A 17196-nucleotide genomic window follows, 5' to 3' on the forward strand; every position below is an offset into this window, starting at 1 on the left:
GTTTTGATACATTTGGTTCTGAAGGTCTTAAAGAATCCTCAACTTGGAAAAGGTACTCGAAGGAAATAAAGCTTTTAGCTGTTAGTGATTATCTGTCTGGTAAATACTCTTTACTTGAGGTTGTCAAAAAGTATGAAATATCAAGTCATTCCGTCCTCCACGAGTGGATTAAGAAGTATAATACTCATAGAGATTTAAAGGATACGTCAAAAGGAAGGACGAGCTCTATGACTAAGGGAAGAAAAACAACTTGGGAAGAACGAATACAAATTGTACTTGATTGCTTGGGGAGCGGAAAAGATTATCAAGAAGCAGCTAATACTTATAATGTTTCTTATCAACAAGTCTATCAATGGGTTAAGAAGTATGAAGTGGCGGAGATGAAGCACTAAAAGATAAACGTGGTATTAAGAAAGAAGAAGCTAAGCTTACTCCAGAAGAGAAAATCGAACTTCAAATGAAAAAGTTAGAAAGAGAAAATGAACGGTTACGTGCGGAGAATTTATTCTTAAAAAAGTTAGAGGAGATCGAAAGGAGGCGAAAATAAGCCTAATCCGATTTGAGGATAAGTATATCGCTATTCAGGAGCTTCACAAAAATGAGAATTTAAGCATTAGTTTACTTTGTGAGATCGCTGAAATTGCACGTTCTGCATACTATAAGTGGCTTAACCGTACCCCTTCTACCCGAGAAATACTGAATGAAGAAATCATTAAAGAGATGAAAATTCTCCATAAAAAGGTTGATAACACCTTCGGCTACCGACAAATGACGCTTCATATGAACAGAATGTTTGAGGAGAACCTTAATCATAAAAGAATTTACCGATTAATGAAAGTGGCTGGTTTACGCTCTGTCATTAGGATTAAGAGGAAACAATATAAACGTTCTACACCTCAACATGTGGCAGACAATATATTAAATCGAGAATTTACCGCGGAAAAACCAAATGAAAAATGGGTTACGGATGTGACAGAATTTAAGTATGGTCAATCAAAAAAGGCCTATTTAAGTGCGATTCGTGACCTATATGATGGTTCAATCATAAGTTATGTTCTAGGACATTCTAATAATAACCAACTTGTATTTAAGACACTTGACCAAGCTACAGTACTATTAGCTGCGGAAAAACCACTTATCCATAGTGACCGTGGATTTCAGTACACCTCTAAAGGATTTAAACGTAAAATAGATGCGGCGAATATGACACAAAGTATGTCACGAGTTGGTCGGTGTATTGATAATGGACCAATGGAATCCTTTTTTGGAACACTAAAATGTGAGAAATATTATTTGCATAAATATAAGACTTTTGAGGATCTTTCTCTTGCGATAAATGAGTACATTCATTTTTATAATCATGAGAGATACCAAAAACGATTAAACGGCCTTAGCCCTATGGAATATAGAGCTAAAGCCGCTTAGATCCTTTTTATTATTTCCACTGTCTACTTGACAGGGGGCAGTTCAAATTAATGCATTGTCCTCTTTTTTAGCGTTCCTAAGGGTTGACCGACTAAGATATCCATTTTCTTATGAATTGAAGGATTAAGGGTAAATGAATCTTTTTCAAATAAAAGTATGATGGTTGACCCAAATTCAAAGAAACCAATTTCTTCTCCCTTTTTGATTTTATCTCCTTCGTGGGTTAATTCTATTCCATTTACAAACATTGCTCCTACTTTAACAATAGCAAGATGTGAATCATCTTTTACTACTTCCGATATCACACGATAATTTTTAGTAAATGGACTTTTACCGTATGTAATCCCCCAATTATTCACAGGATATGAGGAAGTGCCTAATGACCATTGTCCAATAATATCACCAGATATTGGGGCATGAATTCGGTGATAATGACTAGGACTTAAATAAAGAATAAGGAATATACCATTGATATACTTTTTCTTTACCTCATCACGATGTAGCATTTCAGATATAGAGTACGACTTTCCTTTTGCGATAAAGGTTTGGTCTGCATCAATCGAGCCAAACTCTTCAACTACTGCATCAACAGGACTTACTACAATCTCATCACCTATTGCAACTGGACGATTCACCATGTTTAATTGCCTTGTAAATAACTCATGAAGAGATCCATACTCGGTTATTGGGTGAAGCATTTCTGTTTCGTTGATTTTATAGGTTTTTACAAATGTAGGGATAAAGTGTCTGCTGTAGGAAGACTTTGTAAAGTTCTCTAACCATTTTGATAAAAACGCTTGATTGGTTAATTCAATGAAAAACCGATATAAAAATTTCTTCAATAATTGTTCCTCCTGATGTGAAATACTATTTATGAATGTTCATATAATGAATAAAATTATTAATTTGTGATTTTTTATGTGCCCTTTTTGTTAATTTCTTGTTATCATAGTAACATGGGAAATCATTGCTTTAAAATAGTAACTTTATAAGCTTATGTAAAAAGATTTACCCTTCTAGGGAGTGATTAGTTTGTTTTTATGGGAATATGTAGATCATACAATGAAAAAATTGAAATCACAAACAGCCAATATTCTAACATTATTTAATCTAATGCTTGGTGCCTTCTCCATCATCTTTGCCATGCAAGGACAGTTAAATTTAAGCTTATTATTAATATTTTTAGCTGCATTAGCTGATCGGTTTGATGGTATGGTTGCAAGGAAGTTACAAATTGAATCGGAGTTTGGAAAGCAACTTGACTCCATGTGTGACATTATTTCATTTGGTGTAGCACCTGCTTTGTTGATCTATCAAGGTATATTGTTTACGTACAATGCACCAGGTATGATTTTTTGTATCATTTATATTGCATGTGGAGCTATTCGTCTAGCAAGGTTTAATATTACTGAAAATAACGGATATTTCACTGGGTTACCTATTACAGCTGCTGGCTGTTTGCTAACATTAAGTTATTTAGCAACACCTTATATACCATCGTACATTTTCATGTACCTTACGTTAGCACTCTCCATATTAATGATTAGTACATTTAAGCTTAAGAAAGTTTAAATACAAAGGTAGGACCCCTGAAGACGGATTCATTCGTGTGCAGGGGCCTTCTCTTTTTGTATTAGTTTTTACTCGTCATTTCAAGGAAGTCATGAACATCTTGAACAGATAATAAAATGGCTTTTTCCCAGAAATCCTGCTTCGTTAAATCGACCTCTAAATGTTTCTGTGCAAGTTCTTCTACCGTCATTCTACCTGTATCCCTTAACAATGCAATATATTTCTCTTCAAATTCACTACCTTCTTCTAATGCTCTAGCATAGATACCTAAAGAGAATAAATAACCGAATGTATATGGGAAATTGTAGAATGGGACCCCTGTAATATGGAAATGAAGCTTGGATGCCCAGAATGTTGGATGATATTCATCTAGGGAATTTTTGTAGGCTTCTTTTTGTGCATTTTCCATAAGTTCATTTAATCGCTTTTGACTAACCATACCTTCTCGTCGCTCTTCATAGAACTGCTTTTCAAAAATAAATCGAGAATGAATATTCATAAATAACGCAACACTTCGTTGAACCTTATCTTCTAGAAGTGCTAATTTTTCTTCCTCAGATTTAGCCGTTTTCACTGCTGCATCTGCTACAATCATTTCAGCAAATGTTGAAGCTGTTTCGGCTACATTCATCGCATAACGTTGATTCATTGGCTCTAAATCGTTCATCACATATTGATGGAACGCATGGCCTAATTCATGAGCAAGTGTCGAGATATTTGAAGCGGTACCTGAGTAGGTCATAAAAATTCTAGATTGCTCTTGCTCAGGAAAGCTTGTGCAGAAGCCACCTGGCATCTTCCCTTTACGATCTTCCGCTTCGATCCAACGCTCTTCGAATGATCTCTTCGCCATTTCAGCCATCTTTGGACCAAATCTTTCAAAATGCTTAAGAATAAATTCAGCGCCTTCTTGATACGATACCGTACTAGTTGATGTAGAAAGAGGTGCATCTAAATCGTACCATGATAACTTTTCAAGACCTAGAATCGAAGCCTTTTTGTTCATATATTCAACGAAAACATGTTTATATTGATCAATTACATTCCACATCGTATCTAATGTTTCTTGTTGCATACGATTGATAAATAATGGCTCCTTTAACGTTTCCCATCCGCGTTTTTTATAAACACTTAAGCGATAGCCAGCTAAATGGTTTAAAGTTTGTGATAATAAATCACCGTTCTCTTCCCAAGTACGTTCCCAATTCTCAAATGTTGATTTTCTTACATTTCGATCAGGATCTGAAAATTTATTAGCTGCCTGTCCTACTGATAAATGCTCCGTTTCTCCTTCTTTCTCAAAAGGAATTGTAATACGACCCGTGATCGTGTCATACAATTGTGACCATCCGTGATAACCGTCAACTCCTAATTGCAAGATTAAAGATTCTTGGTCTAAATCAAGCTTCTCTGCAGCACGTTCTCTTCTCTCTTCAAGTACAAACTGCAACGATTTTATTTCAGGTTCGTTTATCTTTGTAGCCCACTCATCAGAAGAAATTGAAATTAAATATTGATCAAATTTAGTTAACAATGTTTGGAATTCAGCTGATATACTTGTGATTTTCCCTTTCAATTCTCCAGCTTTACTATCATTTACGTTCTGTGCCTGAAGACAAGAAACAAAAGCACCCGCTTCTTTCATTTGATTCATTAACGGCTGAATTGCATGTATAATTTCTGCAAGCTTCTTCTCATTTATTAAGTGATCTAGTGATGATTTGAACTCATGAATACCTTGTTCTAACGATTTTACATAAGTTTGAAACTCTTCTGATTCACTACCTCCGTTAAAAATTGAGTCTAAATCCCAAGTTAAACTATATGTACTCATAAATTTCCCCCTTAAATGCTTACAAATTTTGTACTATTCATTCTATTTAGTATAACGAACTATTTGTTTGATTACTATTAGTTTAGTAAAAAACAGCCAACTCAATGAATAAAACCGGTTCGTTCATTCAAACCGGCTTTCATTACATTTATTTCTTATAATAGTTGTTATAGTAATATCCTCCGCCAAGGATGATTAATAGAATTAGCAGCACTACAATGAGAGCGTATCCCCAGTTGTAGCCGCCTCCTCCATAATATCCTGGATAGCCATAAGGTGAGTATGGACCAAAGCCATAATAAGACATGTAGGTTACCTCCTTTTAATCTAATGTCTTGTTAATTTATTGTATGTTTGTAGGTCAAATGTGTATAGGACATTCGTTTAGTTTTGTCTATTTTACAACAATCTTTACAATGTGCTATGGTACTAGTCTTTTTTTTCCTGTACAGACACAAACAAGCCTAACCGTACATAGTTATAAAATAGGCAACTGCCTACATATGGACTATCTTGGGGGTGAATGGAAATGACAGGATTGCTGACAGCGATAGGATTCTTTGTCAAAGAGTTACTATTATTTGTATCATACGTAAAGAACAACGCATTTCCTCAGCCTTTATCTGCAAGTGATGAGCAGAAATACTTAAAACGCATGGCAGAAGGTGATGATGAAGCACGCAATCTGCTTATTGAACACAATTTGCGATTAGTTGCTCATATTGTAAAGAAGTTTGAAAACACAGGTGAAGATTCTGAGGACTTAATATCAATTGGAACGATTGGATTAATTAAAGCGATTGAAAGCTATTCACAAGGCAAAGGAACAAAGCTTGCTACTTACGCTGCACGTTGTATTGAAAACGAAATACTGATGCATTTAAGAGCTCTAAAAAAGACGAAAAAGGATGTCTCCTTACATGACCCAATTGGTCAGGATAAAGAAGGTAATGAAATTTCATTAATTGACGTGCTAAAATCTGAATCTGAGGATGTCATTGATACGATTCAATTAAATATGGAGCTTGAGAAAATAAAAGAGTATATTGATATATTAGATGAACGTGAACGAGAAGTGATTACTGGAAGGTTCGGGTTGGATTTACAGAAGGAAAAGACTCAAAGAGAAATTGCAAAAGAGCTTGGTATTTCTCGAAGTTATGTATCAAGAATTGAGAAGCGCGCATTAATGAAGATGTTTCATGAGTTTTATCGTGCAGAAAAGGAAAAAAGAAGAGGTTGATGAAAAAGAAGGTCCCTTATATGGGACCTTCTTTTTGTTTTAGAAAGGCTCTTTTCTAAACATTGTTTTGATTAATCATTTGCATGCATATTTAATGTGTATTACAAGACGATAGATGGCCCGGAATTATAATCATTGCGAGTTTCTCGACTTGTTCGAAAAACAACAATCTATGGGTAACATCCTTTAGATATATGGATACATTTTATGACGATTGTTTAAAGATTTATCACGTAATTTCTTTACTAATAAATCATGTTTATATTGATCCACTGTTACTTCCTTTTTCTTTGTGAAAAGGGTAAATAAAAATAGATGAAATGGTATCATGCTAATTCCTCCTGTTTCTAGCAATTTAATCATTCGTTAGGTGGAATCTTTCTCCACCCATAACCAAGCTACAAGCACCTTCTTTTTCATTAAAAACATGATAATACCCTCCCTTTTATTATTAGGTCTTAGTAAACTCGGTGTTGCACAGAACACTTACGATCAGTAATTTCTTCTGATATCCTTTGAACTTCTAATTCTCGAAGTACTTCTTCTTGTGAATATGTTCTTTTGTTTAGTGAAACGGTTATAAATAATAGGTTGAATGTCATATCCTATCACCTCCTTAAAATGTTTCTTATCCACACTACATTTGGGCACAAAAAACCACAGGCTGGCGTCCTATGGTTTTTTTTAATGGCATAAAAAATCCACAGGAGCACAATTCGGCCCTGTGGATGTAGTAGACAATAAATTAATTTCTAACAGATCCAGTTATGGTCGAATTCTAATTTCATATATTGAGTTTTACAAGAAAGTACATTTGCAACAATTAACATTTAATTCGACCTCCTTTGGATAATTTTGATTACAGTGGTAATTATATCCAAAATTCATGCATTTGTAAACTTGTTTTTGAAAATATTTTTTTCTATTTAAAAAAATAGGCAATTCCTCTCTATATTCCCCATACGCTTTACAAAGGAGGGACAAATATGGGCATTTCCATCTTTATTTTAGGTATCATTGGTTTTATTACCTTGTTTGGAGTTGTTTGTCATTTTCAAACGATTTATATTCTTCAAAAATGGCAACAGGAATTCATTAACTTGGATGAAGGTCACGTATCAAGTTCATCTGTAAAATGGATTAATAAGCTTATTAAGGAATATGAAACATATAAAGTTCAAAAGCATGAATCGATCAATACGATCTCTCTTGTTGAAAAGAATTTCATGAAAGAGCCAATTCGACTGTTTGGGATTATTAAATCACCTGTTGGAAATGTATTAAAGCTTCAACAATTGCTACCGATGACCGTCATTATTTGTGGGATTTTAGGAACGTTTATAGGTCTCACAATCTCTATGTTTTCAATGGAGGAGATATTAATTACACTCCCAGGCTCTTCTGCTGATTTATCTATGAATTCAATTGTATCGGCAATATCTGCCCCATTCCAAGGAATGAGCCTTGCTTTTATCACAAGTATTGCGGGTATTAGTAGCTCCTTATTATTAAATTTATTTCAGACAGGTTTTTTATCCGGGGGAACTTCCGTTAGCTACTATAAAGGGAGTATCTTATCTGAAGCAGAAAGTTTATTAGATCATAAAATTTCAAGTCAAATAGAAAATGAAAAGCCAAAGGATCAATTAGAAAAGCTACTTGATCGTTTCTCAAATAAAGTTCAAGAAGCGTTTCAAGAATCCGTTAAAGACTTTGCAGGTAATATTATCAAACTAACTGAAGAACTACATGTAGTCACAAACGATATGAAACAATTAATTGTAAAGCAGACAGAGACAGCTGACACGTATTCAACAAGTACGCATGCGCTAAAAGATTTCGGATCCGACCTCACTACTTCTGTAAATGGTTTACTTTCTGTCCGAAGTGGCATTGACCATGAATTAAATACTCTGCAAAGTGCCATAAAGGGTCTTGAAAAACATTTACACAGCTCTCTTGAGAAGCAAGAGGTTGGTCAAAGAAGATTTGAGCAAATGCTTCAACGCTCAGATCAATTATTAAAGGATTCTTCAACAAAAACCGCAGAAATCAGTGGTTTATTTTTAAAAGGCTTAGAGGAACAATCTAATCGTGCATATGCGAAGCAAGAAGAAATGGAACGAAGATTGTATCAAAAGCAAGAAGAATTAAACTATTCCTTCCAAGATAAACAATCTCAATATTATCACGCAGCACAGGACTTCTCTTCTTCTGTTCAGCAGTTGGAACGATCTTGGCATGAAGTGATTGAACGATTAAGAAGGGAAGTCATTGATAAAATGGATCAATCACGCCATAGACAGGTGCAACCACAAAATGATAATAGAGAACTTATACGTACGATTGAACTCGTAAGTGAGCGGTCACAATATGAGATTAGTCAAATTCAGCAATATTTAGCTGAAGTATATCAGATGTTAATTAGATTTTACGAAGGTCAGCAATATACTGCCATCCAGACAAAGCGTCCACATCTCCCAACTAGGATTCCGGAGTAGGTGATCAAAAAATGAATAGAGCACGAAGAAGAATGCTAGTAGAAGACGAAGAAAGTCACGATTACTATTGGCCATCCTTTACGGATATGATGGCAATGATTGTGCTTGTAATTCTATTTATCGCGATTATTGCCTTTATTCAGTCTATATACCAAGCATACGACCAGGCAGAAATTAAACAAGAACTACAACAAACGGCATCAATAAAAAAACAGATATCTGATTTAATCGAAAAGAGATTAGAAGAAAATGTAGGAAAAGATAATGTAACGAGAGGCCCTAATAACACGATTTCCATTGAAGGCGACATCTTGTTCGATACAGGTAGTGCTGATATAAGTCCAGAAGGTAAAGAAGTTCTTGCTAATTTAAGTGATGGTATTGTCACAATACTTGATGATCCGGAACTCAGTCAATACTTATACATTATTCTGATTGAAGGTCATACAGATTCTGTTCCTTATGATAACTGGACACTATCAACTGAACGGGCTGTTTCTGTCGTTAAACAGTTGCTTGAAGCAAATCCAAGACTTACTGATAAAAAGTATGCTCAGTATTTAGCTGCAACCGGTTATTCTGAATACAAACCCATTGTCGAAGGAAATTCAATAGAAGCTAATGAAAAGAACCGTCGCATCTCTTTCCAAATTATTTTAGATGATCAAAAATGGCAAGATTCATTGAATACAATCCTTTCAAGACCATAAGAAAAGAGACTTTAGGATATGCACATTCGCGCATTCCTTAAGTCTCTTTTAATCTTCTTGCATTTCTACTAGTTTATTTTTAAGCTTAACACTCTTTTGAAAAAAGTAAAAAGCAGCACCTAATAAAATAAAATTTGTTCCTAACATCAAATAAGTTTGAATCATGCTTTTCCCTTCGTTCGGTATGAGCGTTCCAATAAACAAGAACACACTTACTGCAAGTAAAACCATTCCGAAACGAGTAAAATCAGTAATCTTATCTTGAAGAGATTTTTTATCCATATCCATGCTATGACGCCTCATTTCTCTCAATCTTTCAATCTATTTTATCATAGCGATAGATCAAAACTCTCTATGTAAATAAAACCAAAACTAGTGCTTTCCACTCAAAAAAACAAGCCCTCCGACTTGGAGGACTGTTGTTTGTTATTGTAATGCCTGAGTTAAATCCTCAATTAAATCTTCCACATCTTCTAACCCTACTGAAATTCTAACAAGTCCATCAGTAATACCTAGTTCCGCACGACGCTCAGCTGGAATGGATGCATGAGTCATTCTTGCTGGAACTGAAATTAAGCTTTCTACTGCACCTAGACTTTCAGCTAATGTAAAATAGTGAATCTTTTCTAACAGTTGATCTGCCTTTTCTGCACTTCCTACATCAAAGGAAATCATACCTCCAAATCCACCTGCTTGCTTTTTGGCGGTATCATGATTTGGATGACTTTCAAGGCCTGGATAATATACCTTTTCAATTAACGGATGATTCAACAGGAATTCTACAAGTTTTATTGTATTTTGTTCAGTTTCTTCCATCCGAACACCAAGTGTCTTAATTCCTCTCATTAATAACCATGAATCTTGCGGACCAAGAACCCCACCTGTTGAATTTTGAACAAAGTGTAAATCTTCTGCAAGTTTTTTACTGTTTACTACAACAAGTCCTGCAACCACATCACTATGTCCACCAATGTATTTAGTAGCACTATGAAGAACAATATCGGCACCGAGTGTGATTGGTGTTTGCCAATATGGAGTACTAAATGTATTATCGACGATTGTTAACAAATTGTGCTTCTTCGCTAGTTCACTAGCTTTTTCAATATCTGTAATTTTCAATAATGGATTTGTCGGTGTTTCAATATAAACAGCCTTTGTATTAGGTTGTATTGCCTTTTCCAGATTTGTGAGATCACTCGTATCAACAAACGTAGATTCAATACCAAATCTGTTTAACACCTTTGTCATTACTCGAAACGTTCCGCCATACACATCGTCAGTAAGAACAATATGATCCCCACTTTTGAATAGCATCATGACAGCTGTTATTGCCGCCATTCCCGAACCAAAAGCGAAGCCTGCTTCACCATTTTCAAGATCTTTAATCAGTTCTTCTAGTGCATGTCTCGTTGGATTACCTGTACGTGAATATTCAAAACCACTGTGCTTTCCTACAGCTTCTTGTTTATACGTACTTACCTGATAAATTGGTACTGAAACTGCTCCTGTGTGAGGATCACCAGAAATGCCACCATGTATAAGTTTTGTTTTCCTTCTCACTTAAATCCCTCCTTCATAAATCTTTTTACTCAAGTACCGTTCACTACTATCTGCAAAGATTGTAACAATATGACTCCCTGGTTTTGCCTTTTGAGCCTCAAGTAATGCTGCTTGTAATGCAGCTCCTGCTGAGCTGCCTACTAACAGACCTTCCTTTACTGCTAATTCCTTCACTAATCGAAAAGCATCTTGATCTGAAACGGTATGAATACTGTCAAAATAAGATGGTTCCATATATTCAGGAAGAAATTCCATCCCAATCCCCTCTGTCTTATGAGGGCCAGATTCTCCACCGTTTAAAATCGATCCCTCTGGCTCGACTATTACAGTCTTAATACTTGAACTCATTTCTTTCAAATATCTCGCTGTTCCCATAAACGTTCCACCAGTACCTGCCCCAGCCACAAATACATCAATATGTCCTTCTAGCTGTTTCCAAAGCTCGGGACCTAATGTTTTATAATACGTATTTGGATTCGCAGGATTACCGAATTGTTGTGGACAATATGCCCCTGGTATTTCTTTGAGTAATTCTTGTGCTTTGGAAATTGCACCTTTCATTCCTTCACTCGTTGGTGTATGGACAATTTTTGCTCCAAGTGCCTTCATTAATTCTTGCTTTTCTATACTAAATTTCTCAGGTACACAAAAGATGACATTTATGTTTTTTCCTACTGCTGCTAACGCAAGGCCAATCCCAGTGTTTCCAGCAGTAGGTTCTATTATTGTTCCACCCTCTTGAATCTTTCCAGTATCGATTGCTTCCTGTAATAATTCAATTCCTAAGCGATCCTTTATACTTCCACCAGGATTGAAATATTCAAGCTTTGCAAAAAGTCGGACTCCATTTGGTAAAGAAAAGCTAGTTAATTCTAGTAATGGGGTATTACCGATTAACTCATGTACATGTTTATAGACCTGCATGAGTAACCTTCTCCTTCAATTTTTGAACCATTGAAACAACCAGTTCAGATGAATGAAGAGCAGCCTTTTGAAGGAATTGATCAAATGAAATATTAGATTCTTTTCCTGCAATATCTGAAAGGGCACGAATTACAACGAACGGTTTATCAAATTGGTGACATACTTGTGCAACTGCAGCTGCTTCCATTTCGACTGCATAAAGGTTCGGTAGCTTAGATCTAACATAGCTAACACGCTCAGGATCATTCATAAAGGAATCTCCGGTTGCAATACCACCTTCAACAACTTGAACTCCCTCTAATTCATGAACAGCTCCTGTAGCTGCTTCAATGAGTAAATCATTGGCCTTAAATGCTACAGGTAATCCTGGAACTTGTCCGTATTCGTATCCAAATGCGGTAACATCTACATCGTGATGACGAACTTCAGTCGAAATGACAACGTCTCCAACATTTAATGTCTGTAAGAACCCACCAGCAGAACCAGTATTTATAACATAATCAGGTTGAAAACGCTGCATGAGAATTGTTGTACTCATTGCTGCATTTACCTTCCCAATCCCGGAACGTAATAAGACTACGTCCGTTCCTTGTAATTTTCCAAATGTAAATTCGCAGCCAGCAACAACCTCAACCTCTGCTCCCTCCAGCTTTCCACGCAGAATTTGCACTTCTTCTTCCATTGCTCCGATAATAGCTACTTTCATTTCTATGTCCTCACTTTCTACTGTTTCACAGCCTCCATAACCCAAACAAACTCATTGCATCGAGAGAATCTTACCTCGAAGTCATTTTCTTCACATATATTCTGTAATACCTCAATCGTCGTATAATATTCTCTTTCCAAGTCTTTTGCTAGGTTATGAAATCCTTGATCATATGATTTTTTTATCATGTCTTGATAAGCTTTGTTTGATTCAAACATAGTATCTGCAAAAACTATTTTATCACCTTTTACAAGGAAGTTACCATACTTTGCTATCGCAATTCCTTTTTCATCATCTGTTAAATGATGAAAAGCATAAGTGCTCACAATGGTGTTTGGGTTTTCATCCGGCAACGTAAACTGTAAAAAATCACCGTCTGAAATAGTAATTTCCTTCGGAAGCTTTTGTAACGCAAGCTCTCTCATTGGTTGAGAGGGTTCAATACCCGTTATGTTAAAGCCTTTATTTATAAATTTTTGTGTTAGGTTTCCAGTGCCTACCCCAAATTCCAATACATTTCCCTTTGACCGTTCAACAACTGTTTCTAATATCTGCTCATAATATTTAAATACCTCTTTATATTCTTCGTCATGTCCATTTACAGATTCATCATAACTACCAGCCCATTGTTCAAATAAATCAAGAAATTCTCTACCCATCCGATACACTCCATTCCTTATAATTCCTATCAATATACTATGAATAAAAGTTGGAATTGCTAATAACTTAACATAATTCTAACCTTTGTTCAATTTATTTGTGTTAGGTTTTAAGTTGAATTACACTAATTTTAAAGAGGAATCGTTTAACAAGATTGACTTGTATTCACACGATGAAGGCAGATGTCTCGCAGTATCATCTAATAAGATAAGAAGGAGCAACAATATATGCAATTTATGTTAGATCAAATTGATGACAAAGTGGAGTTTTTTGAAGCCCATGACTTAGTAACATTAGAGAAAAAGATTCAAGAGAAGATTGACCTGAATAAAGCAATTTTATTAGAAGTACATCATGTTTCACATACAATGGCGGCAGACTCTAAAACAAATAAGCCTTATTTTACTGCAATGGTGCACTTTAAGAGAAAAAAGTTATAAAAAAAGGGTTGGGACAATACTAAAACACGATACTCTAAAGACGAACAATTTCAAATTAGATAGGCTTTTAATACAGCTGTTAATTTCCGTGCAAGACTTCGCTTTCCGCGGGGTGTTGGTGTGCCTCCTCAGTCGTTCCTCCCTTCGGGGTCTCACCTAACTCGCTTCTCCCGCAGGAGTCTTCGTCTTGCACTCCAATTAACAGCTAGAACATACCTTAAAACAAAACGTAGTCTCAAAAAAATAAATAAAAAAAATCCGAACTCATTCAAATCCTATTAAACGAATTTGAGATGATTGTTCGGATTTTTCTTCGCGAAAATACTTTTGGCCCTGCCTCTTTCACCTATTCCTCAGTAGATGTTTCTGCTTCATTTGTTGAATTCATTGAAGTTCCTGTATATTCAGCTGGTACTTGATTTAATGTTTCAAGCTTACTAGGTTTCCAGCCTTCACCTTTTACCCATTCCATTTGCACACGATATACATATTTTTTGTCTTTTGTTGAGACAACACCTTGTGCATGATTGGGACTACCACCATTTCCAATTCTCCATAAGATCCAGTCTTGTTGGGTTAGGCCTGTTGCATACTCTAATGCCTTCATCATTTCCTGCCAATCAGTAGACTTCGAATCATATGTAGCAACATGAGGTTCAGCTTGCGTGGTACCAACTGGCTTCCATGCTTCATTTACAATGGTTTCTTTTACGTTCGGGTCCTCACTATTTTCTATAGTCTTCTCTGTTTCTTTTGTTGCCGGTTCTACTTCTTCAACTTCACTTTCTTCTTCTGTTGTCTCTTTCGTGTCATCTTCTGTATTCGTTTCTTCCTCTAAAGGCTCTTCTTCCTTTTCCTTCTCATCAGCAGCTGGAAGGTCTTTCGCACTTGTAATCGTCTTCTCACTGCTTACTTCAGTAGAAGCTTGTTCAGTGCCTCCAAAAAACAATTTATAAGAGAAAAAAACAATTCCTATAACCACTAGTACAATTCCAATATTTAAAAGCTTATTTACTTTTCGTCTTTTCGCTCTTTTTTCAAAACGTGGTCCCTCATATAAGTCCTTAAAATCCACCTGAATCTTCCTCCCAAGTAACATTTTTAGCTTACCTTCTATTCTAGCATTGTTAGTACTAGACATGAAGATTTATTTTACCTATATAGAGGAGGGGACTTTATAACTATATTGATTACTCAAGTGAATCTACAATTTTATAAAACACATCATTCGTTACCGCTTGATTCCCTGGAACATCTAGCTCGACTACGACTAGTGCGTATTTCGGACTAGTCGCAGGAAAATAGCCCGCAAACCATTTATTATATAGCTTTTCTTTTTGTATATTTTCTCGACCTGTCTCTGCAGTACCAGATTTACCTGCCACCTCTGTATCTAACGCTTGAAACCTTCTTCCAGTCCCTTTCGGATCAGTTACAACCCGATGAAGTAACTGTTGTAGTTTAGCAATCGTGTATGGTGAAAGTGCTTCTCCCTCAAGCGCTTGATCCTTAAAGGTAAACAAAGTTGAGCCATTTTTATAAAGAATCTTTGATACAGCTTTAACTTGTTTTTTTTCTCCACCTCTGGCAATGGTTCCCATCATATTTGCCACAGCAAGTGGCGTAACTCGAACCTCTTTCTGTCCAATGGCAGTTTGACTTACAGCTCTTTCAGCAGATTTATCAGTATCATCTTCCCAAATACGCCCGGAACGATTTACTGGAAGTTGATTGAAGTCATCAAAATGAAAGACATCACCATTCCAGCCAACAGGCTGAATAAGCCCTAATTTGTTAGCGAAATCTTCAATTGTACTTGGCTTATGTTTTACAAGTTCATTCGCTAAGCTTGCAAACGTTTGATTACAACTTTGAGCAAAGCTATCTTCAAAATTCAGTTGCCCCAGCTTATGATCATCTATTTGGCCATATATATCAAGATCACAATTAAACAGGCGATTTGGTGTAATGATATTATTTTCAATTGCAGCAGCTGCAACGATTGTCTTAAAAACAGACCCTGGTATTTGAGGCTCTAATAAATAGTTATGCGCTCCCCCTTCAGAGGAAAAGGGATTAGAATGATTTAAGCTAGGACTACTTACCATTGCAACAATTTCATTCGTTTTAATATCTAAGAGGACTACACCTCCCTTTTTCAGCTTTGTATCAGTCGTAATCTTTTCTACTTCCTCTTGTATCGATTTATCAATCGTTGTTTGTATCGAAATTGGATAATACGGATTTGCCGGTGCTGTATATTTCACATCAATACCGAATAGTGGTCCACCTTGGTTATCAACATGATACATGAGTTTTGATTCACCTTCAGGCAACAAAAACTCATCAAATACTTGTTGTAAGCCAAGGATTCCAATTGGTGTATGAACAGAGAGATTGCCTTCCTCTACCTTGTCAGCATATCTTTTCAGAACTTGATCTCTATCTTGGCGGATGATTCCTATTAGATGCTCAGCTACTAAGTCCTCTACCTTTGACTGACGATGTACCGCGAATACACCCGGTATTTTCAATTTATTAATTTGCTCCATTTGTGTTTCAGATAGGGCAACAGGATCTGGTGCTCCATAGACAATAGGTTCTTTAATATCTTTAATAGACTTTATTATCTCACTTGAAGGAACCTGTAAGATTGAAGCTAATTCCTCAACTGGCCATTGTGTATGCTTTAAGAATGGAAACAATATGAGACTAGGAAAATAATCGTGAGTCAACGCCTTTCCGTTTCGATCAACAAATCGACCCCGTCCTTGATCTAATACCATTACCTGAGTACGTTGTCTAACACTCTCTTCTATGAGATTTACTTTACTTGCAGAAAATGATTCAGTTCGAATTAACTGAATTTCTGCTAACCTATAAATGAGTCCTAACAAAAATAAAAAAGTAATAACGATAAAAATAGTTGCCCGTTTTCGTATTATCATAAAAAAACACCTCGTCAACATTGTCGACGAGGTGAACCATTTTTATAAGTATGAATATTATTGAATTGATTTAATTTCGACTAAAATGTCTCCACCAGGAGTTTGTACTGTCACTTTATCTCCGACTTGTTTGTCCATTAAGCTCTTTGCAATTGGAGAGTCATTAGATATTTTCCCTTCGAACGGATCTGCCTCTGCACTACCTACAATTGTGTAAGTTTCTTCTTCACCATCAGGAAGTTCTATAAAAGTAACCGTTTTTCCTAAAGATACTACTTTAGAATTTCCTGCTACTTCTTCAATGATTACTGCTTTACGAATCATATTTTCTAGCAAGCTAATGCGACCTTCAACGAATGCTTGCTCATCTTTTGCTGCATCGTATTCTGAGTTCTCAGATAGATCACCGAAGCCACGAGCAATTTTAATACGCTCAACAACTTCTTTACGTTTAACCGATTTTAAGTGATCAAGCTCTTGTTCTAATTTTTCTTTTCCTGCTTTCGTCATTGGGTACGTTTTTTCAGCTGACATATCATTCACTCCTTCAATTTATAAAGGTACTCCTTATATACAGTACTTGTACAATATGAGATACCTCGACCATTCATTGTTCATTTTTCATTTCGCCTTTTGGTTGAAAACAAATAAGGTGCATTCATAACAACTAACT

The 17196-nt window shown here is 35.9% G+C and carries 20 protein-coding genes; 7 read left to right on the forward strand and 13 right to left on the reverse strand.

Features of this window, described 5'->3' with window-relative positions; genetic code table 11:
- Positions 1–392, forward strand: a 392-nt coding sequence (locus JR050_RS18515; RefSeq protein WP_204205151.1) for a helix-turn-helix domain-containing protein, incomplete at its 5' end; no start/stop codon positions are given.
- Between the two features lie 112 nt (positions 393–504).
- A complete protein-coding gene (locus JR050_RS18520) occupies positions 505–1425 on the forward strand; it encodes an IS3 family transposase (protein WP_204205275.1) in 921 nt (306 codons plus the stop codon).
- A 47-nt stretch (positions 1426–1472) separates the two neighbouring features.
- Here the strand turns inward: JR050_RS18520 and JR050_RS18525 are convergent, their stop codons facing one another.
- On the reverse strand, positions 1473–2267 hold the full coding sequence (locus JR050_RS18525; protein ID WP_204205152.1) for a phosphatidylserine decarboxylase: 795 nt from the start codon (positions 2265–2267) through the stop codon (positions 1473–1475).
- A 190-nt stretch (positions 2268–2457) separates the two neighbouring features.
- On the opposite strand from JR050_RS18525, the gene pssA reads away from it, so the two are divergent.
- A complete protein-coding gene (gene pssA, locus JR050_RS18530) occupies positions 2458–2997 on the forward strand; it encodes a CDP-diacylglycerol--serine O-phosphatidyltransferase (protein ID WP_204205153.1) in 540 nt (179 codons plus the stop codon).
- A 61-nt stretch (positions 2998–3058) separates the two neighbouring features.
- Here pssA and JR050_RS18535 read toward each other — a convergent pair whose 3' ends face one another.
- Positions 3059–4831 carry a M3 family oligoendopeptidase gene (locus JR050_RS18535; protein ID WP_204205154.1) on the reverse strand — a complete coding sequence of 591 codons (1773 nt, stop codon included), beginning with the start codon at positions 4829–4831 and terminating at the stop codon, positions 3059–3061.
- 148 nt (positions 4832–4979) lie between these two features.
- The gene (gene yjcZ, locus JR050_RS18540) at positions 4980–5138 is read right to left on the reverse strand and encodes a sporulation protein YjcZ (RefSeq protein ID WP_204205155.1); all 159 of its coding nucleotides are present in this window, start codon (positions 5136–5138) and stop codon (positions 4980–4982) included.
- Positions 5139–5360: 222 nt separating this feature from the next.
- Here yjcZ and sigK point away from each other — a divergent pair, with 222 nt between their 5' ends.
- Complete coding sequence (gene sigK / locus JR050_RS18545) at positions 5361–6074, forward strand: RNA polymerase sporulation sigma factor SigK (RefSeq protein WP_204205156.1); 714 nt, start codon at positions 5361–5363, stop codon at positions 6072–6074.
- 186 nt (positions 6075–6260) lie between these two features.
- Here sigK and JR050_RS18550 read toward each other — a convergent pair whose 3' ends face one another.
- Positions 6261–6404 carry a YrzI family small protein gene (locus JR050_RS18550; protein ID WP_204205157.1) on the reverse strand — a complete coding sequence of 48 codons (144 nt, stop codon included), beginning with the start codon at positions 6402–6404 and terminating at the stop codon, positions 6261–6263.
- A 128-nt stretch (positions 6405–6532) separates the two neighbouring features.
- A complete protein-coding gene (locus JR050_RS18555; protein WP_204205158.1) occupies positions 6533–6676 on the reverse strand; it encodes a YrzI family small protein in 144 nt (47 codons plus the stop codon).
- A 384-nt stretch (positions 6677–7060) separates the two neighbouring features.
- Between JR050_RS18555 and JR050_RS18560 the strand changes: the two genes are divergently transcribed.
- Both JR050_RS18560 and JR050_RS18565 read left to right on the forward strand, forming a co-directional pair.
- Entirely contained in the window at positions 7061–8575 is a 1515-nt protein-coding gene (locus JR050_RS18560; RefSeq protein ID WP_204205159.1) for a hypothetical protein, read from the forward strand.
- Positions 8576–8586: 11 nt separating this feature from the next.
- Positions 8587–9285 carry an OmpA/MotB family protein gene (locus JR050_RS18565; protein WP_204205160.1) on the forward strand — a complete coding sequence of 233 codons (699 nt, stop codon included), beginning with the start codon at positions 8587–8589 and terminating at the stop codon, positions 9283–9285.
- Between the two features lie 48 nt (positions 9286–9333).
- On the opposite strand, the gene JR050_RS18570 is transcribed toward JR050_RS18565, so the two are convergent.
- From JR050_RS18570 to JR050_RS18590, 5 genes are all read right to left on the reverse strand, one after another.
- Positions 9334–9573: a YrhC family protein gene (locus tag JR050_RS18570; protein WP_239454479.1), complete on the reverse strand. Its 240-nt coding sequence runs from the start codon at positions 9571–9573 to the stop codon at positions 9334–9336.
- Positions 9574–9711: 138 nt separating this feature from the next.
- Positions 9712–10845 carry a bifunctional cystathionine gamma-lyase/homocysteine desulfhydrase gene (locus JR050_RS18575; RefSeq protein ID WP_204205161.1) on the reverse strand — a complete coding sequence of 378 codons (1134 nt, stop codon included), beginning with the start codon at positions 10843–10845 and terminating at the stop codon, positions 9712–9714.
- Positions 10846–11769 carry a PLP-dependent cysteine synthase family protein gene (locus JR050_RS18580; protein ID WP_204205162.1) on the reverse strand — a complete coding sequence of 308 codons (924 nt, stop codon included), beginning with the start codon at positions 11767–11769 and terminating at the stop codon, positions 10846–10848.
- A complete protein-coding gene (mtnN, locus tag JR050_RS18585; protein WP_204205163.1) occupies positions 11756–12475 on the reverse strand; it encodes a 5'-methylthioadenosine/S-adenosylhomocysteine nucleosidase in 720 nt (239 codons plus the stop codon). Before mtnN ends, JR050_RS18580 begins: the two co-directional genes overlap by 14 nt.
- A 17-nt stretch (positions 12476–12492) precedes the next feature.
- The gene (locus tag JR050_RS18590; protein ID WP_204205164.1) at positions 12493–13134 is read right to left on the reverse strand and encodes a class I SAM-dependent DNA methyltransferase; all 642 of its coding nucleotides are present in this window, start codon (positions 13132–13134) and stop codon (positions 12493–12495) included.
- Positions 13135–13362: 228 nt separating this feature from the next.
- Between JR050_RS18590 and JR050_RS18595 the strand changes: the two genes are divergently transcribed.
- Positions 13363–13575, forward strand: a complete 213-nt coding sequence (locus tag JR050_RS18595; protein WP_204205165.1) for a DUF2536 family protein — start codon at positions 13363–13365, stop codon at positions 13573–13575.
- 346 nt (positions 13576–13921) lie between these two features.
- Here JR050_RS18595 and JR050_RS18600 read toward each other — a convergent pair whose 3' ends face one another.
- The 3 genes from JR050_RS18600 to greA all read right to left on the reverse strand — a co-directional run bounded on the left by JR050_RS18600 (position 13922) and on the right by greA (position 17057).
- A complete protein-coding gene (locus JR050_RS18600; RefSeq protein WP_204205166.1) occupies positions 13922–14650 on the reverse strand; it encodes a DUF1510 family protein in 729 nt (242 codons plus the stop codon).
- Positions 14651–14765: 115 nt separating this feature from the next.
- On the reverse strand, positions 14766–16523 hold the full coding sequence (locus JR050_RS18605) for a peptidoglycan D,D-transpeptidase FtsI family protein (protein ID WP_204205167.1): 1758 nt from the start codon (positions 16521–16523) through the stop codon (positions 14766–14768).
- A gap of 57 nt (positions 16524–16580) precedes the next feature.
- A complete protein-coding gene (gene greA / locus JR050_RS18610; RefSeq protein WP_204205168.1) occupies positions 16581–17057 on the reverse strand; it encodes a transcription elongation factor GreA in 477 nt (158 codons plus the stop codon).
- Positions 17058–17196: the final 139 nt, after the last annotated feature.

Source organism: Bacillus suaedaesalsae, assembly GCF_016890225.1.
Classification (GTDB): domain Bacteria; phylum Bacillota; class Bacilli; order Bacillales; family SA4; genus Bacillus_BS; species Bacillus_BS suaedaesalsae.

Coding starts and splice junctions, on each gene's coding strand:
- JR050_RS18605 (WP_204205167.1), bottom strand. CDS start 16,523: ATGATAATACGAAAACGGGCAACTATTTTTATCGTTATTACTTTTTTA.
- yjcZ (WP_204205155.1), bottom strand. CDS start 5,138: ATGTCTTATTATGGCTTTGGTCCATACTCACCTTATGGCTATCCAGGA.
- JR050_RS18580 (WP_204205162.1), bottom strand. CDS start 11,769: ATGCAGGTCTATAAACATGTACATGAGTTAATCGGTAATACCCCATTA.
- JR050_RS18570 (WP_239454479.1), bottom strand. CDS start 9,573: ATGGATATGGATAAAAAATCTCTTCAAGATAAGATTACTGATTTTACT.
- JR050_RS18565 (WP_204205160.1), top strand. CDS start 8,587: ATGAATAGAGCACGAAGAAGAATGCTAGTAGAAGACGAAGAAAGTCAC.
- mtnN (WP_204205163.1), bottom strand. CDS start 12,475: ATGAAAGTAGCTATTATCGGAGCAATGGAAGAAGAAGTGCAAATTCTG.
- JR050_RS18550 (WP_204205157.1), bottom strand. CDS start 6,404: ATGATACCATTTCATCTATTTTTATTTACCCTTTTCACAAAGAAAAAG.
- JR050_RS18535 (WP_204205154.1), bottom strand. CDS start 4,831: ATGAGTACATATAGTTTAACTTGGGATTTAGACTCAATTTTTAACGGA.
- sigK (WP_204205156.1), top strand. CDS start 5,361: ATGACAGGATTGCTGACAGCGATAGGATTCTTTGTCAAAGAGTTACTA.
- JR050_RS18595 (WP_204205165.1), top strand. CDS start 13,363: ATGCAATTTATGTTAGATCAAATTGATGACAAAGTGGAGTTTTTTGAA.
- JR050_RS18590 (WP_204205164.1), bottom strand. CDS start 13,134: ATGGGTAGAGAATTTCTTGATTTATTTGAACAATGGGCTGGTAGTTAT.
- JR050_RS18560 (WP_204205159.1), top strand. CDS start 7,061: ATGGGCATTTCCATCTTTATTTTAGGTATCATTGGTTTTATTACCTTG.
- greA (WP_204205168.1), bottom strand. CDS start 17,057: ATGTCAGCTGAAAAAACGTACCCAATGACGAAAGCAGGAAAAGAAAAA.
- JR050_RS18555 (WP_204205158.1), bottom strand. CDS start 6,676: ATGACATTCAACCTATTATTTATAACCGTTTCACTAAACAAAAGAACA.